This window comes from Streptomyces sp. CB02261 (assembly GCF_001905665.1).
Classification (GTDB): Bacteria; Actinomycetota; Actinomycetes; order Streptomycetales; family Streptomycetaceae; genus Streptomyces.
The window spans coordinates 255,305-281,952 of record NZ_LIVX01000010.1; the positions used below are offsets into that span (position 1 = coordinate 255,305).

The 26,648-nt window shown below is 74.0% G+C and carries 18 protein-coding genes and 1 rRNA gene; 11 read left to right on the forward strand and 8 right to left on the reverse strand.

The window, feature by feature from the left end; all coding sequences use genetic code 11:
• The first annotated feature begins 521 nt into the window (after window positions 1-521).
• Complete coding sequence (locus tag AMK29_RS29625; RefSeq protein WP_073818780.1) at window positions 522-1,436, forward strand: hypothetical protein; 915 nt, start codon at window positions 522-524, stop codon at window positions 1,434-1,436.
• 66 nt (window positions 1,437-1,502) lie between these two features.
• Window positions 1,503-6,212, forward strand: coding sequence for a hypothetical protein (locus tag AMK29_RS29630; protein ID WP_073818784.1), 4,710 nt, complete (start codon window positions 1,503-1,505; stop codon window positions 6,210-6,212).
• A 150-nt stretch (window positions 6,213-6,362) separates the two neighbouring features.
• On the opposite strand, the gene AMK29_RS29635 is transcribed toward AMK29_RS29630, so the two are convergent.
• Complete coding sequence (locus AMK29_RS29635; protein ID WP_241845753.1) at window positions 6,363-6,734, reverse strand: hypothetical protein; 372 nt, start codon at window positions 6,732-6,734, stop codon at window positions 6,363-6,365.
• A gap of 449 nt (window positions 6,735-7,183) precedes the next feature.
• Between AMK29_RS29635 and AMK29_RS29640 the strand changes: the two genes are divergently transcribed.
• From AMK29_RS29640 to AMK29_RS29655, 4 genes are read left to right on the forward strand one after another with little or no spacing between them, the layout of a single operon-like run.
• Entirely contained in the window at window positions 7,184-10,243 is a 3,060-nt protein-coding gene (locus AMK29_RS29640) for a sensor histidine kinase (protein WP_073818786.1), read from the forward strand.
• Window positions 10,240-10,686 carry a roadblock/LC7 domain-containing protein gene (locus AMK29_RS29645; RefSeq protein ID WP_073818788.1) on the forward strand — a complete coding sequence of 149 codons (447 nt, stop codon included), beginning with the start codon at window positions 10,240-10,242 and terminating at the stop codon, window positions 10,684-10,686. The genes AMK29_RS29640 and AMK29_RS29645 overlap by 4 nt, the downstream gene beginning before the upstream one ends.
• 10 nt (window positions 10,687-10,696) lie before the next feature.
• A complete protein-coding gene (locus AMK29_RS29650; protein ID WP_073818790.1) occupies window positions 10,697-11,116 on the forward strand; it encodes a DUF742 domain-containing protein in 420 nt (139 codons plus the stop codon).
• The gene (locus AMK29_RS29655; RefSeq protein WP_073818792.1) at window positions 11,097-11,702 is read left to right on the forward strand and encodes a GTP-binding protein; all 606 of its coding nucleotides are present in this window, start codon (window positions 11,097-11,099) and stop codon (window positions 11,700-11,702) included. The genes AMK29_RS29650 and AMK29_RS29655 overlap by 20 nt, the downstream gene beginning before the upstream one ends.
• A gap of 78 nt (window positions 11,703-11,780) precedes the next feature.
• Here AMK29_RS29655 and AMK29_RS29660 read toward each other — a convergent pair whose 3' ends face one another.
• The 3 genes from AMK29_RS29660 to AMK29_RS29670 form a co-directional block, all read right to left on the reverse strand.
• On the reverse strand, window positions 11,781-12,938 hold the full coding sequence (locus AMK29_RS29660; protein ID WP_073818848.1) for a lipid-transfer protein: 1,158 nt from the start codon (window positions 12,936-12,938) through the stop codon (window positions 11,781-11,783).
• Window positions 12,939-12,964: 26 nt separating this feature from the next.
• Window positions 12,965-13,441, reverse strand: a complete 477-nt coding sequence (locus AMK29_RS29665) for a Zn-ribbon domain-containing OB-fold protein (RefSeq protein WP_073818794.1) — start codon at window positions 13,439-13,441, stop codon at window positions 12,965-12,967.
• Window positions 13,442-13,532: 91 nt separating this feature from the next.
• Window positions 13,533-14,354, reverse strand: a complete 822-nt coding sequence (locus tag AMK29_RS29670; RefSeq protein ID WP_073818796.1) for a M15 family metallopeptidase — start codon at window positions 14,352-14,354, stop codon at window positions 13,533-13,535.
• Between AMK29_RS29670 and AMK29_RS29675 the strand changes: the two genes are divergently transcribed.
• Window positions 14,353-14,913, forward strand: coding sequence for an NUDIX domain-containing protein (locus AMK29_RS29675; protein ID WP_073818798.1), 561 nt, complete (start codon window positions 14,353-14,355; stop codon window positions 14,911-14,913). The two genes, AMK29_RS29670 and AMK29_RS29675, sit on opposite strands and share 2 nt — an antisense overlap.
• Window positions 14,914-15,092: 179 nt before the next feature.
• Here the strand turns inward: AMK29_RS29675 and AMK29_RS29680 are convergent, their stop codons facing one another.
• Window positions 15,093-17,576, reverse strand: coding sequence for a glycoside hydrolase family 31 protein (locus tag AMK29_RS29680; RefSeq protein ID WP_073818850.1), 2,484 nt, complete (start codon window positions 17,574-17,576; stop codon window positions 15,093-15,095).
• 215 nt (window positions 17,577-17,791) lie between these two features.
• On the opposite strand from AMK29_RS29680, the gene AMK29_RS29685 reads away from it, so the two are divergent.
• Window positions 17,792-19,762 carry an acetoacetate--CoA ligase gene (locus tag AMK29_RS29685; RefSeq protein WP_073818800.1) on the forward strand — a complete coding sequence of 657 codons (1,971 nt, stop codon included), beginning with the start codon at window positions 17,792-17,794 and terminating at the stop codon, window positions 19,760-19,762.
• Between the two features lie 187 nt (window positions 19,763-19,949).
• On the opposite strand, the gene AMK29_RS29690 is transcribed toward AMK29_RS29685, so the two are convergent.
• Complete coding sequence (locus AMK29_RS29690; protein ID WP_073818802.1) at window positions 19,950-21,269, reverse strand: aminotransferase class I/II-fold pyridoxal phosphate-dependent enzyme; 1,320 nt, start codon at window positions 21,267-21,269, stop codon at window positions 19,950-19,952.
• Between the two features lie 45 nt (window positions 21,270-21,314).
• Here AMK29_RS29690 and AMK29_RS29695 point away from each other — a divergent pair, with 45 nt between their 5' ends.
• Together AMK29_RS29695 and AMK29_RS29700 are read left to right on the forward strand one after the other, a co-directional pair.
• Window positions 21,315-22,607: an MFS transporter gene (locus tag AMK29_RS29695; protein ID WP_274535652.1), complete on the forward strand. Its 1,293-nt coding sequence runs from the start codon at window positions 21,315-21,317 to the stop codon at window positions 22,605-22,607.
• Between the two features lie 22 nt (window positions 22,608-22,629).
• A complete protein-coding gene (locus tag AMK29_RS29700; RefSeq protein WP_073818806.1) occupies window positions 22,630-23,529 on the forward strand; it encodes a hypothetical protein in 900 nt (299 codons plus the stop codon).
• A gap of 72 nt (window positions 23,530-23,601) precedes the next feature.
• On the opposite strand, the gene ptsP is transcribed toward AMK29_RS29700, so the two are convergent.
• Window positions 23,602-25,272 (reverse strand): phosphoenolpyruvate--protein phosphotransferase, encoded by a 1,671-nt coding sequence (gene ptsP, locus AMK29_RS29705; protein WP_073818808.1) that lies wholly within the window; start codon window positions 25,270-25,272, stop codon window positions 23,602-23,604.
• Window positions 25,273-25,352: 80 nt separating this feature from the next.
• Window positions 25,353-25,802 (reverse strand): PTS sugar transporter subunit IIA, encoded by a 450-nt coding sequence (locus tag AMK29_RS29710; RefSeq protein ID WP_073818810.1) that lies wholly within the window; start codon window positions 25,800-25,802, stop codon window positions 25,353-25,355.
• A 682-nt stretch (window positions 25,803-26,484) separates the two neighbouring features.
• Between AMK29_RS29710 and AMK29_RS36850 the strand changes: the two genes are divergently transcribed.
• Window positions 26,485-26,648, forward strand: a 16S ribosomal RNA gene (locus AMK29_RS36850); the annotation flags it as partial.

Consider the following 26,648-nt stretch of genomic DNA (forward strand, 5'->3'; position numbering starts at 1 on the left):
GCCTTCGCACGAGCAGGGCGGGCAGCCCCCGCACGCCGAGCCGCCGCACGCCGGGCCTTCGCACGAGCAGGGCGGCCAGCCGCCGCTCGCCGAGCCTCCCCCCGAGGAGCCCCCGCTCGCCGACCCGGGAAACCAGGAGGCGACCCCCGCAGTGCCGCCCCCGGCGCCCTCCGACCTCGCCCCCGGCCCCCGCGTGCGGCCCGTCCGGGTCGACCCGCCCGCCGGTGCGCGCGCCGACGCCGAGGACGGGACCCCGCGAGGGACCGGCCGTCGGCCCCGGTTCGGGGTCGTGGCGGTGCCGGAGCCGTCCCGGGCGGCGTCCGCCCGGCGGCGGAGCGTCCCGTCCGTACGGGCCGTGCGGCTGACGGACGAGCCGGCCACTCCGGCCGACCGCTCCACGACCACGGCGGCGGCCGTCACCCCCGTCCCCCTGCCCGTACCCCCCCCCCCCCCCCCCCCGCCGTACCGACCCCCACCCCGACCCCGACAGCGACCGAGAGCCCGACCGAGGAGCCCCAGCCGTGAGCGAAACCCACGCCGAGTACGCCGACGCGTGGGGCGAGCCGGAGCCCCCGCAGCCCGCGACCGCCTCCACGACCGGCGCCGCCACGGCACCCGTCACCCCCGCCGACGCCGCCGACGCGGCCCGGCTCGTCTCCTTCGGGCTCCAGCCCAAGCTGCTGCCGGCCCGCGACGCCGAGTACGGGGAACTCCTCCGGCGCTACCGGGAGAACCCGGCCTTCGCGCGCCTGGCCGACGCCGTCGCCACCGGCCTCGGTCTCGTCGTCCTGGAGGTCTCCCCACGCGCGGGCATGGCCGTCACCGCGGGCGAGGACTCCGTCTTCGCCGTCCGCATGGGCGACTACGCGCGCCGCGCCTCCACGGACTCCGCCGACAGGTTCCTGCACGGCCTGGCCCATCTGGCCGTCGCCGCCATGGCCTTCCCCCGCCCCGAGGACCTCGCGGACGACGCGTACATCGGCCGTCTCACGGTCAACGGCGTGGACGCGTTCGTCCGCCAGGCGTGCCTGCGGCTCGAACAGCGGGCGGAGGAGCAGGGCGAGAACACCGATCCGGCCTCGGACGCCCCCGGCCTGGAGGCGGCCTGGCGGATCTACGCCCGCCGCAGCGCCACCGGTGCCACCAAGGACGCCCGCCGCCTCGCCGGGTCCACCACCGGCATCGTCGGCAAGGCGGCCGCCTTCCTCACCGACTCCGGTTTCCTCCAGCGCACCGGCGACGAGGGCGGCGGCTCCTACCGGACCACCGCCCGCTACCAGCTCCAGGTCCGTGACATGGCCGGTTCCGCCGCCATGGCCGAGCTCCTCGACCTGGGCGTCGTCCCCGTCAGCGACGGCTCCGCGACCCTCGTCCCGCCGCCCGAGGGCGACGACCTGGAGCTCGTGGCCGACGCGGGCCTGCCCTTCCACGCGTAACCGAACCGGCGTCACCGCCCCGCGCAACCGACCTTCCAGAGCACGAGAGCACGAGAGTCCCTCGCCATGTACGAGCTGTCCCGGGTCCGCCTGTACTCCATCGGTCCCGCCGGTGCGCGTTACGCCGACACCGTCCTGGACCTGCGGGGGGTCGGCGCGCCCGTGCCCCACCCCGCCCCCACGCAGGCGGAGTTCTTCGAGGAGGAACCGGTCGGTCCGCCGCGCCGCCCGGCCCCCGCGGGCGTGCTCTTCCTGGAGAACGGCGGCGGCAAGTCCGTCCTCCTCAAGCTGATCTTCTCGGTGATGCTCCCCGGCCACCGCAACACCCTGGGCGGCGCCAGCTCCGGCGTCCTGCGCAAGTTCCTCCTCGCCGACGACTGCGGCCACGTGGCACTGGAGTGGCAGCACACCCTCACCGGCGAACTGGTCGTCGTGGGCAAGGCCAGCGAGTGGCGGGGCCGGCAGGTCTCCCACGACCCGAGGAAGTTCGCGGAGGCCTGGTACTCCTTCCGGCCCGGCCCCGGACTCAGCCTGGACAACCTCCCCGTCGCCGAGGCGACCTCCGTCCGCCCGCCCGTCGAGGGCGCCTCCGGCGCGACCGGCCGCCGCCGCACGATGAAGGGCTTCCGCGACGCGATCACGGAGGCCGGCAAGGCGTACCCGCATCTGGAGGTCTACTGGGAGGAGATCCACGACCGCTGGAACGAGCACCTGGGCGAACTCGGTCTCGACCCCGAACTCTTCCGCTACCAGCGCGAGATGAACGCCGACGAGGGCGAGGCCGCCGGTCTCTTCGCGGTCAAGAAGGACTCCGACTTCACCGACCTGCTGCTGCGCGCCGTCACCGACACCCGGGACACCGACGGACTCGCCGACCTCGTCGGCGGCTTCGGCAACAAGCTCGGGCGACGCGCCGAACTGACCGCCGAGCGCGAGTTCACGGCCGGTTCGGTGGACCTCCTCAACCGGATCGTCGAGGCCGCCGAGACCCGGTCCCGCGCGCGCGAGGTCCACACGGCCTCCGAGCGCCGCACCCGCACCCTGGCCCGCCGGCTCTCCGCCCGCGCCGCCGCGGAGCGCGGCCGCGGCGCCGAGCTGGCCCAGCAGGTCACCTCCGCGGCGGACGCCGTCGCCGAGGCCGAGACCGCGCGGGGCCGCAGCGCGCGCATCGCCGCCGAACTCGCCTACCGGCACGCCTCCCTGGCCCTGACCGCCGCCGAGAAGGGCGCCGCGTCCCAGCGCCGCGAACTCACCGACGCCCGCACGGTGCACTCCGCCTGGCAGGCGGCCGAGGTCGTCCTCCGCCACCGCGCCGCGAGCGACCGCTCCGCGCGCGTGGCCGCCGCCATCCGGGAGGCCGAGCGGGACGCCGCCCCGGCGCTCGCGGCCCGCGCCGAGGCGGCCGCCGACCTCGTACGGGCGCTCGCCGCCGCCGCCGAGGAGGGCGAGCGCCACGCGGCGGAGGAGGAGGAACGCTCCACCGCCCTCCAGGAAGTGGGTGAGACCGCCCACCGCGACGCCACGGTCGCCGCCACCGAGGCCCAGCGCGCCCGCAGCGAGGCAGGACACCTGCGCCAGCGGCTCGCCGAGGTGGAGCAGGAGACCGCCGAGGCGGTACGGGCCGGCTGGCTCGACGACTCCGCGCCCGACGCCGACCCCGCCCGCGCGGCGCTCGCCGCGAGCGACGCCGAGAAGACGACGGTCGCCGCCTGGGACACGGCCCGCGAGGCCGCCCGCACCGCCGCGGACCGCGCGCGTGAGGCCGCGGGCGCCGAGTCCCGCGCCGAACTCGCCGCCGCCCGCGCCGCGGACGCGGCCGAGGCCGCCGGGAACGCCTACGACGCGGAGCGCCGCGCCGCCGAGTTCCTCGCCGCCGAGGAACGCCTCGCCGAACTCCTGAGCCTCCCCGCCAACGGCTCCGTCCGCCCCGCCACCGGCTCCCCCTTCCCGGGGCAGCGTGCGGCCACCGCTCCGGCCGGCGACGGCCAGGACCGGGACCCCGCCGACGGCGACGTCACCCCCGGCGGGCCCGCGCCCCAGGGGCCGCTCACCGTCACCGAGTTCGACCGGTACGCCGACGACCTGCGCGGCATGCTCGACCAGGCCGTCACCAACGCCGAGCGCCAGCTCTTCGACCTGCGCACCGCCGCCGCCGACGACTCCCGCATCCTCGGGGCGCTCGGCGACGGCGGCCTGCTGCCGCCGGGGCCCGACGTCCTCGCCACCGTCGAGTACCTCGGCGAGCACGGCATCCCCGCCCTCCCCGGCTGGCGCTACCTCGCCCAGTCCGTGGACCCCGCCGACCACGCGCGCGTCCTCGCGGCCCGCCCCGAGCTCGTCGACGGCGTCGTGATCACCGACCCCGTCTCGTACGGACGCGCCCGCGAGGTCCTCGGCTCGGCCGCCCTGCTGCCACGCTCCGCCGTGGCCGTCGGCACCGCCGCCGCGCTGCTGGCCCCGGTGCCGGCGCAGGACCCGACGGGCGACACGGGGGTCTTCCTCGTCCCGCCGAACCCGGCCATGCACGACGAGCACGCGGCCGACGAGGAGCGCCACGCCCTGCGCGCCCGTGCCGCCGCGCGCGACGAGGAGATCCGTACCCTCGCCGCCCGGCTCGCCGGGGACCGCTCCCTCGCGGCCCGGATCGGGTCCTGGCGCGCCGACTGCCCGCCCGGGATGCTCGCCGAGCTCGCCGCCGTCGCCACGACCGCCCGTGAGACCGCCGAGGCGGCCGCCGCGACCCTCGACGAGGCCCGGTCCGCTCGCGCGGAGGCCGAGGAGGCGGCCGCGGAGGCCGCCCAGGTCAGGGACGAGCGCCAGGAGGCGGCGCAGCGCGCCCGCCGCGTCGCCGACGCCCTCGCGGGCCTCGCCTTCCGGCTGCGGGAGCGCTCCGCCTGGCAGGCCAAGCTGCGTGAACTCGCCGACGACGCCGCCGAGGCCGAGGCCCGCGCCCAGACCTGTCTGGAACGCGCCCGTGCCGCCGACGAGGACCGCCGCGCGACCCAGCGCTCCGCCGACGACGCCCACCGCACCGCCCGCGCCCTGCGGGCCGAGCGCGCCGAGATCGCCGGCGCCCCCGACACCCTCCCCGAGGGCGACGCGCCCGCGTCCCGCGCCGCGCTCCCGACCCTGCGCGAGGCCTACCGGGCCGCCTCCCAGCTGTACGAGAAGGTCGGCGTGGGCGCCGACCTGCGCGCCGAGCAGGCCCGGGCCGAGAGCGACGAGTCCGCCGCCCTCGCCGAACTCGACCGCCTCACCAACAAGGTCAGGACCCGCGCCGAGCAGCTCCTCGAATCCACCGACGGCGCCGACGGCCCGTCCCGGCAGGCCGCGGCCGCCCGCGCCGAGGCCCTCGTGCAGATGCTGGAGACCCGCGCGTCGGAGGCGAGCGAGAAGCTCGGCCGGCTCCGCGGCGAGGCCGAGCGCCTCGCCCCCGAGGACGGCGAGGCGCACACCGAGCTGCCCGACGAGCTGGTGCCCGCCGACGCCGAACAGGCACAGGTGCTGCTCCGCACCGCCGGCGCCGAACTCGCCTCCCGTACCGACGCCCTGGACGCGGCGCGCACCGCCCACGCCGGCCTGCTCCGCGACCACCGGGCCGCCGAGGACGCGGCCGGCGGCTTCGAGGAGACCGCGGCCCTGCTGCGGGACCTGCTCCGCGACCACACGGACGAGGAGCGGGACGAGGCCGAGGCGTACCCGGGCAGCCTGGAGGAGGCCCGCACGACGGCCGCCGAGACGCGCCGCGCGCTGCGCGGCTGCACCGCCGAGCTGTCCGCGGCGGACGCCGCCGTCCGCGAGGCGAGCGACATCCTCGTACGGCACGCCAACTCCACCCGTTACGAACAGGTGCGCACCCCGGCCCGCCAGCAGATCCGCGAACTGCCGGCGTCCGCCCTGCCCGAGCACGCCGCGAAGTGGGCCGAGGCCTTCGCGCCGCGCCTGCGGGTCCTCACCGACGAACTGGAGCAGCTGGAGCGCAACCGCGACTCGATCGTGGACCGGCTGCGCGGCCTCGTGGAGTCGTCCCTGGCGACGCTCCGCTCCGCGCAGCGCCTCTCCCGGCTCCCCGAGGGCCTCGGCGAGTGGTCGGGGCAGGAGTTCCTGCGGATCCGCTTCGAGGAGCCCGACCAGGCCACCCTCGCGGAGCGGCTCGGCGAGGTCGTCGACGAGGCCACCCGCGCCGCCGTCAAGAAGAACTCCGACCTGCGCCGCGACGGCATGTCGCTCCTGCTGCGCGGAGTTCAGGCGGCCCTCGAACCGAAGGGGGTCTCCGTCGAGATCCTCAAGCCGGACGCGGTGCTCCGCGCCGAGCGGGTGCCCGTCGGGCAGATGGGCGACGTCTTCTCCGGCGGTCAGCTGCTCACCGCCGCCATCGCCCTGTACTGCACGATGGCGGCGCTCCGCTCCAACGACCGGGGCCGCGACAAGCACCGCCACGCGGGCACGTTGTTCCTTGACAACCCGATCGGCCGCGCCAACGCCACCTACCTCCTGGAGCTCCAGCGGGCCGTGTCGGACGCGCTGGGCGTCCAGCTGCTGTACACGACGGGCCTCTTCGACACGACGGCCCTCGCCGAGTTCCCGCTGGTGATCCGGCTGCGCAACGACGCCGACCTCCGGGCCGGGCTGAAGTACATCAGCGTGGAGGAGCACCTGCGTCCGGGGCTGCCCCAGACCGCGGGGGAGGGGGAGACGATCCACGGCGAGATCACGGCGACCCGGATGTTCCGCCGTCACACGAGCGACGACCCGACCGCGCCGCAGGCCTCGTAGCGCGACGGCGCACGCCCGGAGCGGGACGCCGGGCGTCCCCCGGCGATACGGCGAGCGGCCCGGCCCCTGTCGAGGGGGCCGGGCCGCTCACCTGCTCCGTACCGTCTTCTCCGTGCCGCGCGGCTCAGGATTCTCCGTGCCGCGCGTGGCTCAGGCCGCCTCGGACAGCGACGCCGCCCCCGGCTGCCGGCCCTCGTCGTGCTTCTCCCGGAGGGGCCGGCGTGCCGTGCTGCTCGGCTCCGACACCACACCGTTGCGCTGGCGCCACACCTGACGGGTGATCCAGACGTCGAGGACACTCCAGGTGGCCACGACGGTGAAGACCACCGCGCTGACGGTCACGGGGAACGCCAGCCAAGAGCCCGCCAGGGAGCACAAGAAGGCCACCACCGCCTGGATGATTGTCACCGATGTGATCATCACGGCCCGGACGGCGGCGGTACGCACCGGATCGGGCATCCGCCGTCGGCCCCGCTCCTCGTCCACCCACAACTGCCGCGCCGACCGCGCCTCGTGTTCCATTGTCCTGTCACTCCCCACCACTGAACGACTTCAGGATCGGCTGCCCGTCTTGCGCGCCTTTACACGGACAGAACCCTCCCCGTACCTATTGACGCACGCCAGAGGGAAAAGGTTTCGCCCGCCCCCGGGTGAACATGACACGGAGTGGAGCGGAACGAACAATTCGAGCCATCCCCTGACGGTGGGAAATTGGCGCGTCATCAGGTGTCCTGCGCCACAGCGGCCGACCCCAACTCACCGAATAGCAGGACATCTCATGATCAACACTCACTCGACAGGCTGAAAATAGCGCGGACATGCCTTCGGGAAGGCCCTGATGCAGTAGTAGGCTCGCGCCGCCGTTTGTTGAAACTCAAGTGTCGGAACTCAAGGTTGACGCCGCGTGTTGACGCCGGACGTCACGAACGTGAAGGACCCCCGCGCACACGGGGGCCGAGCTGGGGGAGGCCATGCGCTTTCGCGGGAAGTCCATCCGCCGGAAGATCGTGGCGTTGCTCCTCGTACCGCTCGTCTCCCTCACCGGTCTCTGGGGATTCGCCACGGCCCTCACGGGCCGTGAGGCCGACCAGCTCCTCGACGTCGGCTACATCGTCGACAAGGTCGGCTATCCGCTGGAGGACACCGCCCGGGTCATCCAGCTCGAACGCCGCCAGTCGCTGATCTACCTCGCCGACCCCCGGGGCTCCGACGCCCTCGGCTCCCTGCGCGAGACCCGCCGGGCCACCGACCGCCAGATCGCCCGCATCCGCGCCAACGCCGCCGACCCGGGCGTACGCGAGGAGATGCGCCCCGTCACCGCCCAACGGCTCACCTCCCTCCTCCAGGCGCTCGACGGCCTCGCCTCGCTGCGCCGTTCCGTGGAGAAAAGGGACATCGGCCGCATGCAGGCCCTCGACTTCTACAACCGGCTCGTCGACCCCTGCTACAGCTTCCTCGTCACCCTCCACGCCCTCGAGAACGTGGAGATGGACAAGCAGGGCCGCGCCCTCGTCGGCATCACCCGCGCGCGTGAGCTGCTCTCCCGCGAGGACGCCCTCGTCCTCTCCGCGCTCGTCGCGGACCGCGTCACCGCCCGGGAGATCCGCGAGATATCCGACCTCATCGCCAACCGCGAGCAGTTCTACGAGGTCAACCTCGAACTCCTGCCCGCCGCCGAACGCGAGCGCTTCGAGAAGTACTGGCGCAGCCCCGACACCAGGCCGCTTCGCGTCGCCGAGAACGCGATCATCGAAGAGGGCCCCACCGACAACCCGCGCGCCGTCGGACCCGCCTACTGGCAGGACCACGCGGGCCCCGTCCTCGACGACCTGGCCCGCGAGAACACCGCCGCGGGCGACCGCTACCAGGACCGGGTCCAGCCCGCCGCGTACAGCGTCCTCCTCAAGGCCGGCATCGCGGGCGTCCTCGGCTTCCTCGCCCTGCTCGCCTCGATCGTCATCTCCGTCCGGATCGGCCGCGCGCTCGTCCGCGACCTGCGCCGCCTCCAGAAGGAGGCCCAGGAGGTCTCCGGCGTACGCCTCCCCAGCGTCATGCGGAGGCTCGCCGCCGGCGAACAGGTCGACGTCGTTACCGAAGTGCCCCACCTCGCCTACGGAGAGGACGAGGTCGGCCAGGTCGGCCAGGCCCTCAACACCCTGCAGCGCGCCGCCGTCGAAGCCGCCGTCAAGCAGGCCGAGCTGCGGCGCGGCGTCTCCGAGGTCTTCGTCAACCTCGCCCGCCGCAACCAGGTCCTGCTCCACCGTCAGCTCACCCTGCTCGACACCATGGAGCGGCGCACCGAGGACACCGACGAGCTGGCCGACCTCTTCCGGCTCGACCACCTCACGACCCGTATGCGACGCCACGCCGAGGGCCTCGTCATCCTGTCCGGCGCCGCGCCCTCCCGGCAGTGGCGCAAGCCCGTCCAGCTCATGGACGTGGTCCGCGCCGCCGTCGCCGAGGTCGAGGACTACGAGCGGATCGAGGTGCGCCGCCTTCCCCGTCTGGGCGTCGGTGGCCCCGCCGTCGCGGACCTCACCCACCTCATCGCCGAACTCCTGGAGAACGCCACGGTGTTCTCGCCGCCCCACACCGCCGTCCAGGTGCTCGGCGAGCGGGTCGCGAACGGTTTCACCCTGGAGATCCACGACCGCGGCCTCGGCATGAACCCCGACGCGCTCCTCGACGCCAACCTGCGGCTCGCCGAGACCCCCGAGTTCGAGCTCTCGGATACCGACCGCCTCGGCCTCTTCGTGGTCAGCCGGCTGGCCCAGCGGCAGAACGTCCGCGTCTCGCTCCAGACCTCCCCGTACGGCGGGACCACCGCGGTCGTCTTCATCCCGGCCGCGCTGCTCACCGACGCGCCGGAGACCCAGGGCGCGGGTTTCCGCCTCGACCGCAAGACGCTGGAGCGCACCGTCCCGGCCGACGAGGGGACGCCCGAGGGCGGCGCCCTCCCCGGCCGGCGCCCGGCGCTCGCCAGGGTCCCGGACGTGACCGAGGGACCCGCCCCGCTCGACGGCCCCGTCGAACTCGAGGGCCCCGTCGGCAGCGAGGACTTCGACGTGCTCCTCGACCGGTCCGCGGACCTCCTCGACACCGAGAGCGAGCGCGGCGGCCTGTTCCTGCCCCGCGGCAGGCGTCGAGGCGGCCTCGCACCCGCGGGAGAGCAGCACCAGCCGGCCGCGGACCGGACGAACGGCCACGGCGAGACGTCGGCCGACGGGGGAGCCCCCGTACCGCTGCCGCGTCGCCGCGTCACCCCGACCCTCGTCGCCGACCACGGCCGCCGCGTCGACGACCCGGACCGCGCGCACGCCCTCCCGACCCGCGCGGGCGACCCGGACCGCGCGCGTACCCTCCCGACCCGCGCCGACGACCCGGGCCACGCACAGCCGCTCCCGCCCCGAGCCGACTCGCCTCCCGGCAGCACCTCCGACAGGGCCCACGGGCTCTCCGACCACGGCCACGAGGGCCCCGAGCGCGCACCGGTGTTCCCTGCCCGGGACCACCACCTCTCCGCTCAGGACCCGTCGCTCACCGGCCGGGCGCACCCCGCTCCCGGGGCGTCGGGTGCCCGGGGCCACCTCGCCCACGGCACCGGACAGGACGACCCGCAGCCGCCGAGGCCAGGCTCCGGCGTCCCCAGGCCCGGCACCGGCCCCACCCTCGTCCCCGTCCCGGCGGAGGGCTCGGTCCCGCCGAAGCGCCGGGCAGAGCCCCACGGTCCCGCCGAGCCCGAGCTCCCCGAGCCGTTCGGCGGACTGCCCCGCCGCGTCCGCCAGGCGAGCCTCGCGCCGCAGCTGCGTGCGACCGACGGCCCCGCCGACCGCGGTGCGGGCGGGCGCGCGGACGCCCGTACCGGCGGAGGCGCCGCGCCCGCCGACGCCGACTCCTTCGAGCGCGACGCCGAGGAGGTACGCGCGCGCATGGCCGCCATGCAGCGCGGCTGGCAGCGCGGACGGCGGCACAACGCCGACCCCGACGACCCGACAGCACAAGGAACGACACCCGAGGGGGACGGTCGATGACCGCACCGAACGCCGCAGCACCCAGCACCTCCGGCCACGTCCACGGAAACGGCGAGCTGAACTGGCTCCTCGACGAGCTCGTCCAGCGCGTCGGCTCCATCCGGAAGGCCCTGGTGCTCTCCGGCGACGGCCTCCCCACCGGCGCCTCCCAGGACCTCACCCGGGAGGACGGCGAGCACCTGGCCGCCGTGGCCTCCGGCTTCCACAGCCTCGCCAAGGGCGTCGGACGCCACTTCGAAGCGGGCCAGGTCCGTCAGACCGTCGTCGAACTCGAGGACGCGTTCCTCTTCGTCACGGCCGCCGGTGACGGCAGCTGCCTGGCCGTGCTCGCCGACGCCGACTCGGACGTGGGCCAGGTCGCCTACGAGATGACGCTGATGGTGAAGCGGGTCGGGGCCCACCTCGCCACGGCCCCCCGGACCGGTCTGCCCTCGGGAGGGTGAGTCGGACGGCATGAGTGACGCAGCCGAGCGGAACCAGCTGGACCAGAGCCCGGCCCCGCACCACTGGTTCGACGACGAGGCCGGGCCGGTGGTCCGTCCGTACGCGATGACCCGCGGTCGGACCAGCGCCGCCACCCGTCACCGGCTCGATCTGATCGCGCTGGTCGTTCCCGAGCCCGCAGCCGACGACCCCGGCCGGGACCAGACGCTCTCCCCCGAACACGTGGAGATCGTCGAACGCTGCTCCGAGCAGCCCCAGTCGATCGCCGAGCTCGCCGCCGGACTCGACCTCCCCGTAGGGGTGGTCCGGGTTCTCGTCGGTGATCTCGTCGAGGACGAACTCGTCCATGTGACCCGCCCCGTTCCGCCGGCCGAGCTGCCGGACGTGAGCATTCTCCGCGAGGTGATCAATGGCCTTCGGGCGCTCTAGCCGCAACAAGCCCTTCGTCGAGCCGATGACCCTGAAGATCCTGGTCGCCGGCGGATTCGGGGTCGGCAAGACGACCCTGGTGGGCGCGGTCAGCGAGATCCGGCCCCTGCGGACGGAGGAGATGCTCAGCGAGGCGGGGCGGCCCGTCGACGACCTGAACGGTGTGGAGGCCAAGACGACCACCACGGTCGCCATGGACTTCGGCCGGATCACCCTCCGCGAGGACCTCGTCCTGTACCTGTTCGGCACTCCGGGCCAGGACCGGTTCTGGTTCCTGTGGGACGAGCTGGCGCAGGGCGCGCTCGGCGCGGTCGTCCTGGCGGACACCCGACGCCTGGAGGACAGCTTCGCCGCCATCGACTACTTCGAGCGGCGCGGCATCCCCTTCACGGTGGCGGTCAACTGCTTCGAGGGCGCCCAGCGCTTCCCCGCCGAGAGCGTGCGGGGGGCGCTCGACCTGGATCCCGAGGTCGAGCTCGTGATGTGCGACGCCCGCGATCGCGAGTCCGTGAAGAACGTCCTCGTGGCCGTCGTCCAGCACGCCCTGGTCCTCGCGGACCGGACCCACGCGGGCGCGACGACCTGACGGAAGGCCCCCGCGTGCCGAAGGCCCGCACGCGGGGGCTCTCCACCTCTGCGGCCGAGGCCCCCGCACGCGGGGGCTTCAGCGCACCGCCACCACCGCCGACCCGTGCCCGAACAGGCCCTGGTTCGCGGTGATGCCGACCCGCGCCCCGGCCACCTGGCGGTCGCCGGCCGTACCCCGCAGCTGCCAGGTCAGCTCGCAGACCTGTGCGAGGGCCTGGGCGGGCACCGCCTCGCCGAAGGAGGCGAGTCCGCCGCTGGTGTTGACGGGAAGACGGCCGCCGAGGGCCGTGGCCCCCTCCCGGAGCAGCTTGGCGCCCTCGCCCACCGGGCAGAGCCCGATGTCCTCGTACCACTCCAGCTCCAGCGCGGTGGACAGGTCGTACACCTCCGCGACCGACAGGTCCTCGGGCCCGATCCCGGCCTCCTCGTAGGCGGCGCGGGCGATGGAGGCACGGAAGGTGCGCGGGGCGGGAGCGACGGCCACCGCCGAGTCGGTCGCGATGTCCGGGAGGTCGAGCACCGCCTTGGGGTACGTGGGGGAGACCGTCGACACGGCACGGACCCGCACCGGATCGGCGTGCCCGTGGCGGCGCGCGAACTCCATGCTGGACAGGACGAGGGCGGCGCCCCCGTCGGAGGTGGCGCAGATGTCGAGGAGCCGCAGCGGGTCGGCGACGACGGCTGAGGCCGCCACCGCCTCGGCGGTCACCGGGCTCCGGTAGCGGGCCAGCGGGTTGAGCGCGCCGGCCGCCGCGTTCTTCACCTTCACCCGGGCGAAGTCCTCGGGGGTGTCGCCGTACAGGGCCATCCTGCGGCGCGCGTACAGCGCGAAGTACGCGGGGTTGGTGGCGCCGAGGACGCGGAACCGCAGCCAGTCGGGATCGTCGGGCCGCTCGCCCCCGGCCGGCGCGAAGAACCCCTTGGGCGTCGAGTCCGCCCCGACGACGAGCACCACGTCCGCGAGCCCGGCCAGGATCTGTGCCCGCGCGGCCCCGATGGCCTGGGCGCCCGACGCGCAGGCGGCGTAGACGCTGGTGACCCGCGCACCCTGCCAGCCGAGGGCCTGGGCGAAGGTCGCCCCCGCCACGTATCCCGGATAGCCGCACCGCATCGTGTCGGCGCCGACGATCGACCCGATGTCGCCCCACTCCAGGCCCGCGTCGGCGAGCGCGGCGCGGGCCGCGGCCGTCCCGTAGGAGACGAAGCTCCGCCCCCATTTGCCCCAGGGGTGCATCCCGGCCCCGAGGACGGCGATGTCGTTCACGACGGCTCCTCCCGTGCGGCCGGCGGCACGGGCCGCCAGTTCCACGTGGTCCAGACGTGACGGTCGTCCTCGTTCAGGACGCCGGGCACCAGCTCGACCTCCGCCCCGACGGCCAGATCCGCCGGCGTCACCCCGGGCGCGGCCTGCCCGAGGACCACCATCGCCTCGGCCGCGAGCTCCACGGCGACGAGGGTGTACGGCTCCCAGGGCGCGTCCGGGTCGGAGACGTACGGGGCGGGCGGACGGTACCGCCCGTCCGTGTAGGACCAGACTCGGCCGCGCCGGGAGAGCGGCACCTCGGCGAGCGTGCCGCCGCCCGGGCAGCCGGGGTTGCGGCACGCGTCGTCCTCGCGCGGGAAGAAGACCGACGCGCAGGCCGTGCACCGCGTGCCGAGCAGCCGGAAGTCCGCCTCGGGGCCGGTGGCGTCGGTGAACCACCCGGCCACCACGGGTCTGCGCGTCCGTGCCGTCATGAGCCGCCTCCCCGAGCCGCGGGCACGCCCGCCACACCGTTATCTGACGATCCGTCAGCAGTGTGGCACGGGCGCGTCGGACGCGGAAGGCTCAGTGGCCGGCCACCGACCTCCGCGCCACCGGGAAGTCGAAGAACGTGCTCGGGAACGGCTCCGGCTTGAACGTGAAGTGCCACCACTCCTCCGGCAGGTTCACGAACCCCTGCTCGGCGAGCGTCGCCTTGAGCAGCTGCCGGTGGGCCCGCTGCACGCCCTGGATCCGGGGGTCGTCGGTGTGCGAGAGCGTGTCGAAGCAGTCGTACCCGGTCCCCATGTCCACGGAGTTGTCCGGGAACCGCTCCGACCGGGGCGCGTAGCACTCGACCAGGCGCTCGCCCGGCACGTACGCGCGCGTGGGCGCCGCCGGCAGCCGCACGATCGTCAGGTCGACCGTCGACCCCCGGCTGTGTCCCGACTTCTCCGCGATGTACCCGTCCGCGAACAGTCTCGACTTGTCGACGAGCGGATAGAACTCCTCCTTCATCCGCTCGTCCTCCAGGTCCTTCGCCCACCGCACGAAGTGGTCGACGGCCCGCTGCGGCCGATAGCAGTCGTACACCTTCAGCGTGTAGCCCCGCGCGAGGAGACGCGTCTGCGCGCGGTGCAGCGCCTCGGCGGCCGGCCGGGTCAGGATGCACAGCGGCTGCCGGTAACCGTCCACCGGCTCACCCACGAAGTTGTGCGGAGTCGTGTAGCGCATCTCCTGAAGGATCGTCCGGTCCACCGAGCTCAGGGCCACGAACTCCCGGGGGGCCTTGGGCTCCGGCGCGGCCGAGGCCGGGGGAGCGGGGGCGGCGACGGCGCCCGTGACGGCGAGCAGCCCGGCCGCGGCCGTGACGGCGAGGGTACGGAAAGCGGAAGCAAGTCCTGTCATGCACACCGTCTATCAGTTCCGGCAGCGCCGAGAAAGGGTGATCGCGTACGGTCGGCCCGTGAAGGACTCCCACTGCTCCTGCTGCGGCGCCGCCCACCCGGCCGACGCCGGCTGGCCCCGTACCTGCCCGGCCTGCGGACACACCGCCTACCGCAACCCGCTGCCCGTGGCCGTCGCCCTGCTCCCCGTCACGGACGGAACGGGAACGGGCCTCGTCGTCATCACCCGCACCATCGAGCCTGCGCGGGGCGGGATCGCCCTGCCCGGCGGCTTCATCGACCACGGTGAGGACTGGCGCGCCGCCGTCGCCCGCGAACTGCGCGAGGAGACCGGCATCGAGGCCTCCGCCGAGGGGGTCCGCCTCGCCGACGCGATGAGCTCCCCTGCCGGCCACCTCCTTCTCTTCGGTCTCCTCCCGCCCCGCCCGACCGGCGAACTCCCGCCCTCGGCCCCCACCGACGAGACGAGCGGCCACCACGTCCTCCACGCGCCCGCGGACCTGGCCTTCCCCCTCCACACGGAGGCGGTACGGAAGTGGTTCGCCGGGGCGTACGGCTGACGGGCGAGGGCCCGGGGCGTCGGCCGAGACGGTCCGGACAGGCCTGCGCCCGGGCGCAGGCCAGGGCGGCCCGGATCCGTCTCGGCCAGGGCGGCCCGAACACGCCTGCGCCCGGGCAGCCCGGACACGCCTGCGCGCCCGGGCGTCGGCCGAGACGGTCCGGCCATGCGCCCCCGCCGTCACACCCCCCGCACCCGCACCGGCAGTCCCGGCGCCTCCACCCCGTCGTCCGTCACCCGCTCCACCACCACCCGGCCGTCCACGAGCCGCGACTGGTACCGCTCGATCTCGGCCGGCTCCCAGCCGTCCCCCGTGTCCCGCACGACGAGCCCGCCGCCCGTGCGCCCCGCGGCGGGCGCCCACACCTCCAGGGCCAGACCGCCCCCCTCCCCCCGCACCGGGAGCACCGCCCCCGCCCGCGCCAGGACCGGGATACGCGAGAGCGGCGCGTCGAGCAGCACCTGCCCGGGCCCCTCGTACGCCCGCCCCGTCGCCGTGTCGTACCAGCGTCCGCGCGGCAGCCGCACCGCCCGCCGGTCGGCGCCACGGGTCAGGACGGGAGCCACGAGGAGCGCGTCGCCGAGCAGGAACGCGTCCTCGCAGTCGCGCAGCACCCGGTCCTCGGGCGTCCCCCACCACAGCGGCCGTACGTACGGGGCGCCCGTCATACGGGCCAGCCGGGCCAGCGTGGTGAAGTACGGCCGCAGGCGCTCCCGCTCGACCAGCGCCTCGCGCGCGTGCTCCAGGACCTCGGGACCGAACTCCCACGGTTCGCGCCGCCCGGCGCCGATCGCCGCGTGGGTACGGAACAGCGGCAGCCACGCCCCCAGCTGGTACCAGCGCAGGAACAGCTCCGGTGACGGGCTGCCGTCGAATCCACCCACGTCGGGACCCGAGTACGGCACCCCGCACAGCCCGAGCCCCAGCACCAGGGCGAGCGAGGCCCGCAGCCCCGGCCACCCCGTCGACACGTCGCCCGACCAGGTGCCCCCGTACCGCTGCATGCCCGCCCAGCCCGACCGCGAGAAGAGGAACGGCCGCTCGTCGGGCCGCAGCCGGCGCAGCCCCTCGTACCCGGCCCGCGCCATCGTGAGGCCGTACACGTTGTGCGCCTCGCGGTGGTCGCCGCCCCGGCCGTCGAGGGCGTGCCGCGCGGAACGCGGCAGCGTCATGTCACCGAAGGGGGCGAAGGACACCGGCTCGTTCATGTCGTGCCAGATTCCGGCGAAGCCCTGTCGGAGCCGCTCCTCGTAGAGGCCGCCCCACCACTCCCGTACCGCGGGATCGGTGAAGTCCGGGTAGACGCACTCGCCCGGCCACACCACCCCGCGGACCTCCTCGCCCCGCGGGTCCCGGACGAAGGCCCCCGCGGCCCGCCCGCTGTCGTAGACCTCGTTCCCCGGCTCTGCCTTCACCGCGGGGTCGACGATCGACACGAGCCGCACGCCCTGCTCCCGCAGCTCCGCCGCGAGCCCCGGCAGATCGGGGAAACGCTCCCGGTCGACCGTGAACACCCGGTGCCCGTCGTAGTGGTCGATGTCCAGGTGTACGGCGGACAGCGGCAGCCCGTGCTCCCGGTACCCGGCCACGACCCGGCGCACCTCCCGCGCGCTGCCGAACCCCCAGCGCGCGTGCTGCGGCCCGAGCGCCCAGTCCGGCGGCAGCGCCGGCGCGCCGGTCAGCGCGGACCAGCCGTGGAGCACGCGCGCGGGGGTGCCGACCACCACCCAGCAGCGCAGCGGCCCGCCGTCCATCCGGACCTCGCTGGTCCCCGGCCGGTCGTGCCCCGACCCCGCCCCCTCCTCGCCCTCGGCGAGGGTGACCCGTCCGTCCCAGGAGTTGTCGTGGAACGCGAGATGGGTCCCGGCGTCCGAGACGACGAACTGCACGGGCATGGTGAGGTAGAGCGGGTCGTCGCCGGGCCCGAAGCTCCCCTTGGGGTCGGTGTTCCACAGCCGGTACGAGCCGTCCCGCAGGCGCGGCCCCGCCGACCGCCCCCCGAGCCCGAAGAACCGCGCGTCCGCCGGCACCTCGCTCCGCTGCACCCAGCGCGCCGGCCCGGCCTCGACCGTCCCGCCGGGCGCGCCCGCCACCACCGCCCCGGCAGGAGCGCCCGCCGCCGGCACCCTTCCGTCCCGCTCGCCCTCGACCGCCTCGGTGACGGCCATGGCCCCCGGGCCCTCGCCCGGCGCGCCGGCCGCCACCGGCTCCCACCAGCGGGGCGGCAGATCCCGCCGCAGCATCACCCCGCCGGGCGTCCGGATCTCCACCGCCCCGTGCCGGGAGACCGCCACCGTCACCCGCTCCGACACGATCCGCCAGCCGCCGTCGGTGTCCGGCTCCAGGGAGGCCCGCGGGTCCGGTTCCGGCGCCTCCCCGGCCAGGGCGTACGAGGGAAGCGGCCCGGCCCCGTCCCACCCCCAGAACACGGTGCCGCCCGCCGACACACAGATCCGCAACGAGGACCGTGCGAAACGGATCGTCCCCCCGCCCGGAGCGGCCTCCGCGCCCGTCGCGAGCCCCGGCACCCTGGCCCGCTCCGGCCCCCTGGGCGGCAGCCCCCAGGCATCCGTACGGCGCTGCCGCCACGCCGCCCGCACCGTCCGCCACCCCTGCACCGAACCGAACACCTTGATCGAACGCACCAGTTCCCGACCGTCCATGGTGATCACCCTGCCACCCACCAGGGGCGATACGAGCTTCGTTCAACTTCCGTTCACCCGTGGTGGGAGCACATATTCAACTGTCCGACCATGGGCGGGCAGCCCTGGTGCGAAAGACGATCACATGGCATCGTCCTGTCAGCCGCGTCGCGCGCACACCCCAGCACGTGCGCGGGACACACGCCGACCCCGCGTACAGCCAGGGAGCCGCCCCAATGACATCAGCGCAGACCGAGCCGCTCTGGCAGCCGGACGAGGAACGCATCGCCACGGCCGCCGTCACCCGCTTCCAGACCTGGGCGGCCGAACACCACGGCGCCCCGGCCGAAGGCGGGTACCCGGCACTCCACCGCTGGTCGGTCGACGAGCTCGAAGCCTTCTGGAAGGCGGTCGTCGAGTGGTTCGACATCCGCTTCTCCACGCCGTACGAGCGGATCCTCGGCGACCGGTCGATGCCCGGCGCCGACTGGTTCCCCGGCGCCACCCTCAACTACGCCGAGCACGCCCTGCGCGCCGCCGACGAGCGCCCCCACGACACGGCGCTGCTCCATGTGGACGAGACACATGACCCCGTGCCGACGACCTGGGCCGAACTCCGCCGCCAGGTCGGGTCCCTCGCCGCGGAACTCCGCGCCCTCGGCGTACGGCCCGGCGACCGGGTCAGCGGCTACCTGCCCAACGTCCCGCAGTCCGTCGTCGCCCTCCTCGCCACCGCCGCCGTCGGCGGCGTGTGGACCTCCTGCGCCCCCGACTTCGGCGCCCGCAGCGTCCTCGACCGCTTCCAGCAGGTCGAGCCTGTCGTGCTCTTCACCGTCGACGGCTACCGCTACGGCGGCAAGGAGCACGACCGCCGCGACACCGTCGCCGAGCTCCGCGCCGAGCTGCCCACCCTCCGCGCGGTCGTCCACATCCCGCTCCTGGGCACCCCGGCCCCCGAGGGCACGCTCTCCTGGGCCGACCTCGTCGCCGCCGACGTCGAGCCGGTCTACGAACAGGTCCCGTTCTCGCACCCGCTGTGGGTCCTGTACTCCTCCGGCACCACGGGCCTGCCGAAGGCGATCGTCCAGTCCCAGGGCGGCATCCTCGTCGAGCACGTCAAGCAGCTGGGCCTGCACTGCGACCTCGGACCCGAGGACGTGTTCTTCTGGTACACGTCCACCGGCTGGATGATGTGGAACTTCCTGGTCTCCGGCCTGCTCACCGGCACCACCGTCGTCCTGTACGACGGCAGTCCCGGCTACCCGGACACCGCCGCCCAGTGGCGCGTCGCCGAACGGACCCGCGCCACCCTGTACGGCACCTCCGCCGCGTACGTCATGGCCTGCGCCAAGGCGGACGTCCACCCCGGCCGCGACTTCGACCTCTCGGCGGTGCAGTGCGTCGCCACGACCGGCTCCCCGCTGCCGCCCGACGGCTTCCGCTGGCTCCACGACGAGGTCCGCGAGAACCTCTGGATCGCCTCCGTCAGCGGCGGCACCGACGTGTGCTCGTGCTTCGCGGGGGCCGTCCCCACCCTCCCCGTCCACGTCGGCGAGCTCCAGGCGGCGGGTCTCGGCACCGACCTCCAGGCCTGGGACCCGTCCGGCAAGCCCGTCATCGGCGAGGTCGGCGAGCTCGTCGTCACCAACCCCATGCCGTCCATGCCGATCCACTTCTGGAACGACCCCGACGGCAGCCGCTACCGCGACAGCTACTTCGAGATGTTCCCGGGCGCCTGGCGCCACGGCGACTGGATCACGATCACCGACCACGGCTCGGTCGTCATCCACGGACGCTCCGACTCCACCCTGAACCGCCAGGGCGTGCGCATGGGGAGCGCCGACATCTACGAGGCCGTGGAGCGTCTCCCGGAGATCCGCGAGTCCCTCGTGATCGGCCTGGAGGAGCCGGACGGCGGCTACTGGATGCCGCTCTTCGTCCACCTCGTGGAGGGCGCCACCCTCGACGACGAGCTGATCGCCCGCATCAAGCGGACGATCCGCAGCGAGCTCTCCCCGCGCCACGTCCCCGACGAGATCATCGAGGTCCCCGGCGTCCCGCACACGCTGACCGGCAAGCGCATCGAGGTCCCGGTCAAGCGCCTCCTCCAGGGCACCCCCCTGGCGAAGGCCGTCAACGCCGGCTCGGTCGACGACCTCACCCTCCTCCACTTCTACGAGACGCTGGCGGCCTCCCGCCGCGGCTGACCGCGCTCGACGCCCTCGGTGCCCGGCAGCACGCCGGGCCCCGAGGGCCCACCAGCGAGCCTCGGAGCCCTCCAGCCCCGGAGCGCCCAGGCGTTCCGCCGGAGGTGACCCGGCCGAAGTCACCCCCGCCGGAGGCGACCTCGGCGGTGGTCTCGGAGCGCCCCGGGTACGCCGGAGGGCTCCCGCCTCACCCCCCGTACGTCGCCTGCCCGTCGCCGAGCGCCTCGGCGAAGTCCGCCGCGAGGCGGGTCGCGTCGCCGGGCGCGAGCGTCGCCGTCGTGATCCGTACCGCGGGCGGGGCCCCGATCCGGAACCGCGCCCCCGCGGCGACCCACCATCCCCGCGTCCGCAGCCCGTTCACGACCGCCGACTCGTCCCGTACGGGCACCCACACGTTCAGCCCGCTCGCCCCGACCGCCCGGATCCCGTACGTCCCGAGCGCACCGATCAGGGCGGCGCGCCGCTCCCCGTACGCCTCCTCGCCCGTCGCCACGAGCGCGCGTACCGCCTCGTCGCCCAGGAGGCCGGCCACCGTGCCCTGGAGCACGTGACTGACCCAGCCCGAGGTCATCAGCATCCGCCCGTCGTGCCGCGCCAGCGTCACCGCGTCGCACGCGACCCCGGCCCAGCGCAGATCGATCCCGAGGTGCTTCGACACCGTCCGCACCTGCGCCCAGCGGTCGAGCCCCGCCGCCGCGAGCGTGTACGCCGCGGCCCCGCCGACCTCCGCGTTGTGGTCGTCCTCGACGACGAGCACCTCGGGGAACTCCCTCAGCACCGACACCAGATCGTCCCGCCGCGATCGGGTGAAGAACGCTCCGGTCGGACACTGCCCCCGAGGGCTGCAGACGACCGCGCGGACCCCGCCCCGAAGCGCCGTCCGCAAGGACTCCGGTTCGAGCCCCTCACCGTCCACGGTCACCGGGACCACCCGCAGCCCCAGCGCCGGCACCAGGTCCAGGAGGTGGTGGAAACCGGGGTCCTCCACGGCCACCGCGTCACCGGGGCGCAGCTCCGTCGAGAGGAGCCGCGCGATGCAGTCGAGCGCCCCGTGCGCGAACGTCACGTGCCGCGCCGGCACCCCGTCCCGCTCGAACCACCTCCGGGTCAGCTCCTCGAGCGCAGCGAGCCGGGGCGCGGCGCGATGGGACCCGTACACGGGGGCGACCGCCGACGGCGGACGCAGGACGGGGAGGAAGGCCGGGTCCGGATGGCCGCCGGCCAGGTCCACCAGACCGTCCGGCACGCGCGGCGGCCGCCGGGACGCCACCGAGGGAACCTCCGCCACCACGGTCCCGCCCCGGCCGCGCGTGACGATGAGCCCCCGCTGCCGCAGCTCCTTGTAGGCCGTAGCGACGGTCCCCGGGCTGACCCCCAGCGCGTCCGCGAGCCTCCGTACGGGCGGCAGGGCGTCCCCGGGGGCGAGCCCGCCCTCGGACACGCCTCGTTCGACGGACGCGGCAATCCCCTTGGCCGTCGTCCCAGCGATCGCATATTGTGCTGTCACGTAATCAACTATGTATCAATACAAAGCAGTTGGCAAGGGGGACTCATGAGCCGCTCGACCCGCTCCATCCGACCAGCCCTCAAGGACCGCATCCCCGGAGGCCCCGACGGCCGCCGCATGCTCGTCATCGGCTTCATCGACAAGTGCGGCACCGGACTCTGGTCCACGGCCATGGCCCTCTACTTCACCTACGTCACCGGCCTCGGGCTCGGACAGGTCGGCCTCCTCATCGCCGTCTCCGGCGCGGTCGGCATCGCGGGCGCCCCCCTCGGCGGCGTCCTCGCCGACCGCTTCCCCCTCGTCCGCGTCATCATCTGCACCCAACTCCTGCGCGCCACCGCCCTCCTCGCGCTCCTGACCACCGACGACTACCTGTTGCTCGTCCTCTTCTCGGCAGCGGGCGCGCTGCCCGACCGCGCCACCAACGTCCTCACCAAGCTCTACGCCGCCCGGATCGCGGGACCCGACCGCGTCCGCTACCAGGCGATCAACCGCACCACCTCCAACATCGGCTGGACCCTCGGCGGGCTCGGTGCCGCCGCCGCACTCGCCGCCGGCACCACCACCGCCTTCCACCTCCTGCTCGTCGGTGACGCCCTCTCCTACCTGGTGATGGCCGCCCTCACCCTCCGCTGCGCCGAGCCCCCGGCCCCCGCCTCCTCCCGGATCGCCGCGGCGTCCGGCGACACACGGCCGACCCCCACCACCAAGCCCGCCAACCCCTGGCGCGACCGGGGATTCCTCGCCTTCACCGCGGGAGAGTCGGTCTTCTTCCTCCACGACTCGATCCTCCAGGTCGCCCTGCCGCTCTGGATCGTCCACGCCACCGACGCCCCCGTCGGCCTCGCCCCGCTCCTGCTGGTCGCCAACAGCGCCCTCGTCGTGATCTTCCAGGTCCCGCTCTCCCGCTTCGGCTCCTCCACCGAGGCCGCCCGCCGCCTCCTCGCCCCCCTCGCGGGCCTCTTCGCCGTCGGCACGCTCGCCCTCACCGCCTCCGCCCTCGGCGGCCGCACCCTCTCCATCGCCGCCCTCGTCGTCGCGGCCGTCGCCCTGACCTTCGCCGAGATGATCCACACCATCGCCTCGTGGGAGATCTCGGTCGCCCTGGCGCCCGACGACGCCCAGGGCGCCTATCTCGGTGTCCACGGCCTCGCCCAGTCCACCCAGCGCTTCGTCGGCCCCCTGCTCGTGACCGGCCTGGTCGCGGCGGGCCCCCTCGGCTGGACCGCCCTCGGCGCCGGCCTCGTCGCCACCAGCGCCGCCCAGAGCCGCCTCGTCCGCCGACGCCTCCCCGAGCGGTCACTGTCAGTGGCGAAGGTTACGGTGAGTGAGCACTGATCGGACCGTCCCAGGGGGAGACATGACACGGACCGGAACCACCCAGGCACACCTCCGCCGCGCCCTGCGCCGCGAAGTCCCCAGCACCGTCGGCCTCCTCGCCGACGAGCACGACTTCACGGCCATGCGCCGGTACCGGAGCTTCGTCTTCGACGACCACACCACCTACCTCCGCCAGATCGAGGCCCTCCTCAGGTCCCTCGCCACCCAGGGCGGCCACACCACCGTCACCCTCTTCGACCCCGAGGAGTACGCGGCCTACTGCGCCGAGACCGCCATCGACCCCGACGACCCCACCAGCCGCAGCCGCTTCACCGCTCACCTCGCCGCCACCGGCGCCCAGGTCACCTACACCGGGCAACCCCTCAGCACCCTCCTGCCCGAGCTCATCGACACCGCCGTCCGCCACGCCACCTGGGAGTACGCCACGACCGTCCTCGCCACCGCGGGCGACTGCGCCACCTGCGGCGAAGACATCGGCAAGGCCGCCTTCCAGCGCGCCGCCCGACTCCTCAACCGGCTCCTCGACGCCGCGGGCCCCGGCACCCACCACCTCGTCTGCAGCGTCCCGGCGGCCGACGACCAACTCCTGGCCGTCCTCCACGCCCACGGCACCCCGCGCGCCGCCGCCGTCGACGACACCGCGGCCGCCGAGTTCACCGCCGTCCTCGCCGCCGGCATCGCCCTCGGGGCCCCGGGCGGCCTCGTCCTGCGTACCAGCAACCCGGGCGACCGCGACCGGCTCCACGGCTGGCGCCTCAGCGGCGGCACCCTCGCACCCCTCACCGAGGCCGAGGTCTTCGCCGCCTACTGCACCGACGCCCGCACCGGAGAACCGCTCTCCCCGGAACCGGGCGTCGACCACCGAGCCGGCTTCCCCCTGCCCCCCGACCCCGACGACGACTGGACCACCCACCACTGACCCCACCCACGCCGAAGGGGCTCCCCGTCACCTCGGTGACGGAAAGCCCCTTCGTCGAGCACACCCAGGGAATCACTCCCCGGACAGCACCGCCTGAGCGGCCACACGCGCCTCGTGCGCCGTGTCCGCCGCACGCGCCGCGGCCGCGGCCCGCTCGCACTGCGCCAGCGTGTACTTGGCCAGCGTCGCCCGCACATACGGGATCGACGCCGCGCCCATGGACAGGGAGGTGACCCCCAGACCCGTCAGCACACAGGCGAGCAGCGGGTCCGAAGCGGCCTCACCACAGACACCACAGCTCTTCCCCTCGGCCTTGGCCGCCTCGGCGGACAGCGCCACCAGGTCGAGCAGCGCCGGCTGCCACGGGTCCTGGAGCCGCGACACCGCACCGACCTGACGGTCGGCCGCGAAGGTGTACTGCGCCAGGTCGTTGGTGCCGAGCGACAGGAACTCGACCTCCTGGAGGATCGAGCGCGCCCGCAGCGCGGCCGACGGAATCTCGACCATCGCACCGAACTTCGCCCGCAGCCCCGCCTCACGGCACGCGTCGGCGAACGCCTTCGCGTCCGTACGGTCGGCCACCATCGGAGCCATGACCTCGAGGTACACCGGCAGCCCCTCGGCCGCCTTCGCCAGCGCGGTCAGCTGCGTCCGCAGCACCTCCGGGTGGTCCAGCAGCGACCGCAGACCCCGCACACCGAGCGCCGGGTTCGGCTCGTCCGCCGGCGTCAGGAAGTCCAGCGGCTTGTCGGCGCCGGCGTCCAGCACCCGCACGACCACACGCCCCTCGGGGAAGGCCTCGAGCACCTTGCGGTAGGCCTCGACCTGCTTCTCCTCGGACGGAGCCTTCTCGCTGTCGTCGAGGAAGAGGAACTCCGTACGGAACAGGCCGACGCCCTCCGCCCCGGCCTCCACCGCGGCCGGCACGTCCGCCGGACCGCCGACATTGGCCAGCAGCGGCACCTTGTGCCCGTCGGACGTCGCACCCGGCCCGCTGGACGTGGCCAGCGCGGCCTTCCGCTCGGCGGCGGCCTTCGTCAGCGCCGCCTTCTTCTCCTCGCTCGGATCCACGAAGAGCTCACCGGTCGAACCGTCGACCGCGATGAGCGTGCCCTCGGCCAGCTCACCCGCGCCCGGCAGCGCCACGATGGCCGGCACACCCAGCGCCCGCGCCAGAATCGCGCTGTGACTGGTGGGCCCGCCCTCCTCGGTCACGAACCCGAGCACCAGCGTCGGGTCGAGCAGCGCCGTGTCGGCGGGCGCCAGGTCCCGTGCGATCAGCACGTACGGCTCGTCGCTGTCCGGCACGCCGGGCATCGGCACACCGAGCAGCCGCGCGACGATCCGGTTCCGCACGTCGTCGAGGTCGGCCACCCGCCCGGCCATGTACTCACCGGCACCGGCGAGCAGCTCGCGATAGTGCGAGAAGGCGTCGTAGATACCGCGCTCGGCCGTGCTGCCCACGGCGATCCGGCGGTCGACATCGGCGATGAGCTCGGGGTCCTGGGCGATCATCGCCTGGGCCTCCAGCACGTGCTGCGCCTCCCCACCGGCCAGATTGCCGCGCGCGATGAGGTCCGCGGCGACAGCCTCGACGGCCTGACGGGCGCGCCCCTGTTCGCGCTCCGCCTCGTCCGCCGGAATCTGCTTGGCCGGCGGCTCGAGAACCGCCGTACCCATGTGCCGGACCTCGCCGATCGCCACACCGTGGCTGACGCCGACGCCTCGCAGCGTTGTCTCCATCTCACCCGTCTCCGATAGAGCGACGGCACCCGCCGTCGCGTTGAATGTCGAACGCGCGGTCGTCACGAGGACGAACCGGCTCAGCGCCAGCCGAAGAGCTCGTCGCCGGCCTTCACGTCACCGTCTTCGACGACGTCGGAGAGCGAGTCCGCGGTGGCCTCGAGAGCCACGACGGGGCAGATGGGGGACTTGCCGGCGGCCTCGACGTCCGCGGGGTTCCAGCGCACGACGGCCTGGCCGCGCGTGACGGTGTCGCCCTTGTTGACGAGCAGCTCGAAGCCCTGCCCGTTGAGCTGGACGGTGTCGATGCCGAGGTGGGTCAGCACCCCGTGTCCCTCGCCGTCGACGACGACGAAGGCGTGCGGGTGCATGGAGACGATGACCCCGTCGACGGGGGAGACGGCCTCCCCGGGCTCACGTACGGGATCGATGGCGGTACCGGGACCGACCATCGCACCGGAGAAGACCGGGTCGGGAACTGCGGCGAGACCGATGGCGCGTCCAGCAAGCGGCGACGTCACGGTTGTCATGGGAAGCCTCCCAGGGGCGGAGATTGTGTGGCGCCGTCACTACCTGTCCTGGACGGCGTACTGTTCTGAAGCGTATGTCATGAGAAGTCCTAGTTCCGCCCGAGACGTACCAGTTGGTCGGAGCTAGGGACTACCGGAAACGATTTGCCTCAACTCAAGGTGGGATGTACTGTCGTACTCCTGCCTGACCCCAGCGCGGCCTTGAGTCGCGGGTCGGCAGCACCTATCAAGCCAGATCCTAACCCCAGTGGTCTACACCTCTGCGTGCTCGCAGGGGGCGTGGTCAGAGGGACCGGAAAAGCCTGGTAGTGTTTGACCCCGCCGGGAACGGAAAAGCGAGAGCGAATTCCATGCCCGGCAACCCGCTCCAGCGGGTGGCAGAAACGAAAATTCGGTCTGCTAAGCTGGAAACACGAAATACCGAAGGGAAGCCCGGAGGAAAGCCCGAGAGGGTGAGTACAAAGGAAGCGTCCGTTCCTTGAGAACTCAACAGCGTGCCAAAAATCAACGCCAGATTAGTTGATACCCCGTCCATCTTCGGATGGCGAGGTTCCTTTGAAAGTCCTGCCGGCCCCTTGTGGACTGGTAGGCAACATACACAGCGAGGACGCTGTGGACAGTCGGCCTTATTCCGGCCTGACTGTCCCGCTCAACGCGAGTGTCACCCGATTACGGGTAAACATTCACGGAGAGTTTGATCCTGGCTCAGGACGAACGCTGGCGGCGTGCTTAACACATGCAAGTCGAACGATGAAGCCCTTCGGGGTGGATTAGTGGCGAACGGGTGAGTAACACGTGGGCAATCTGCCCTTCACTCTGGGACAAGCGCTGGACACGGTGTCTAGT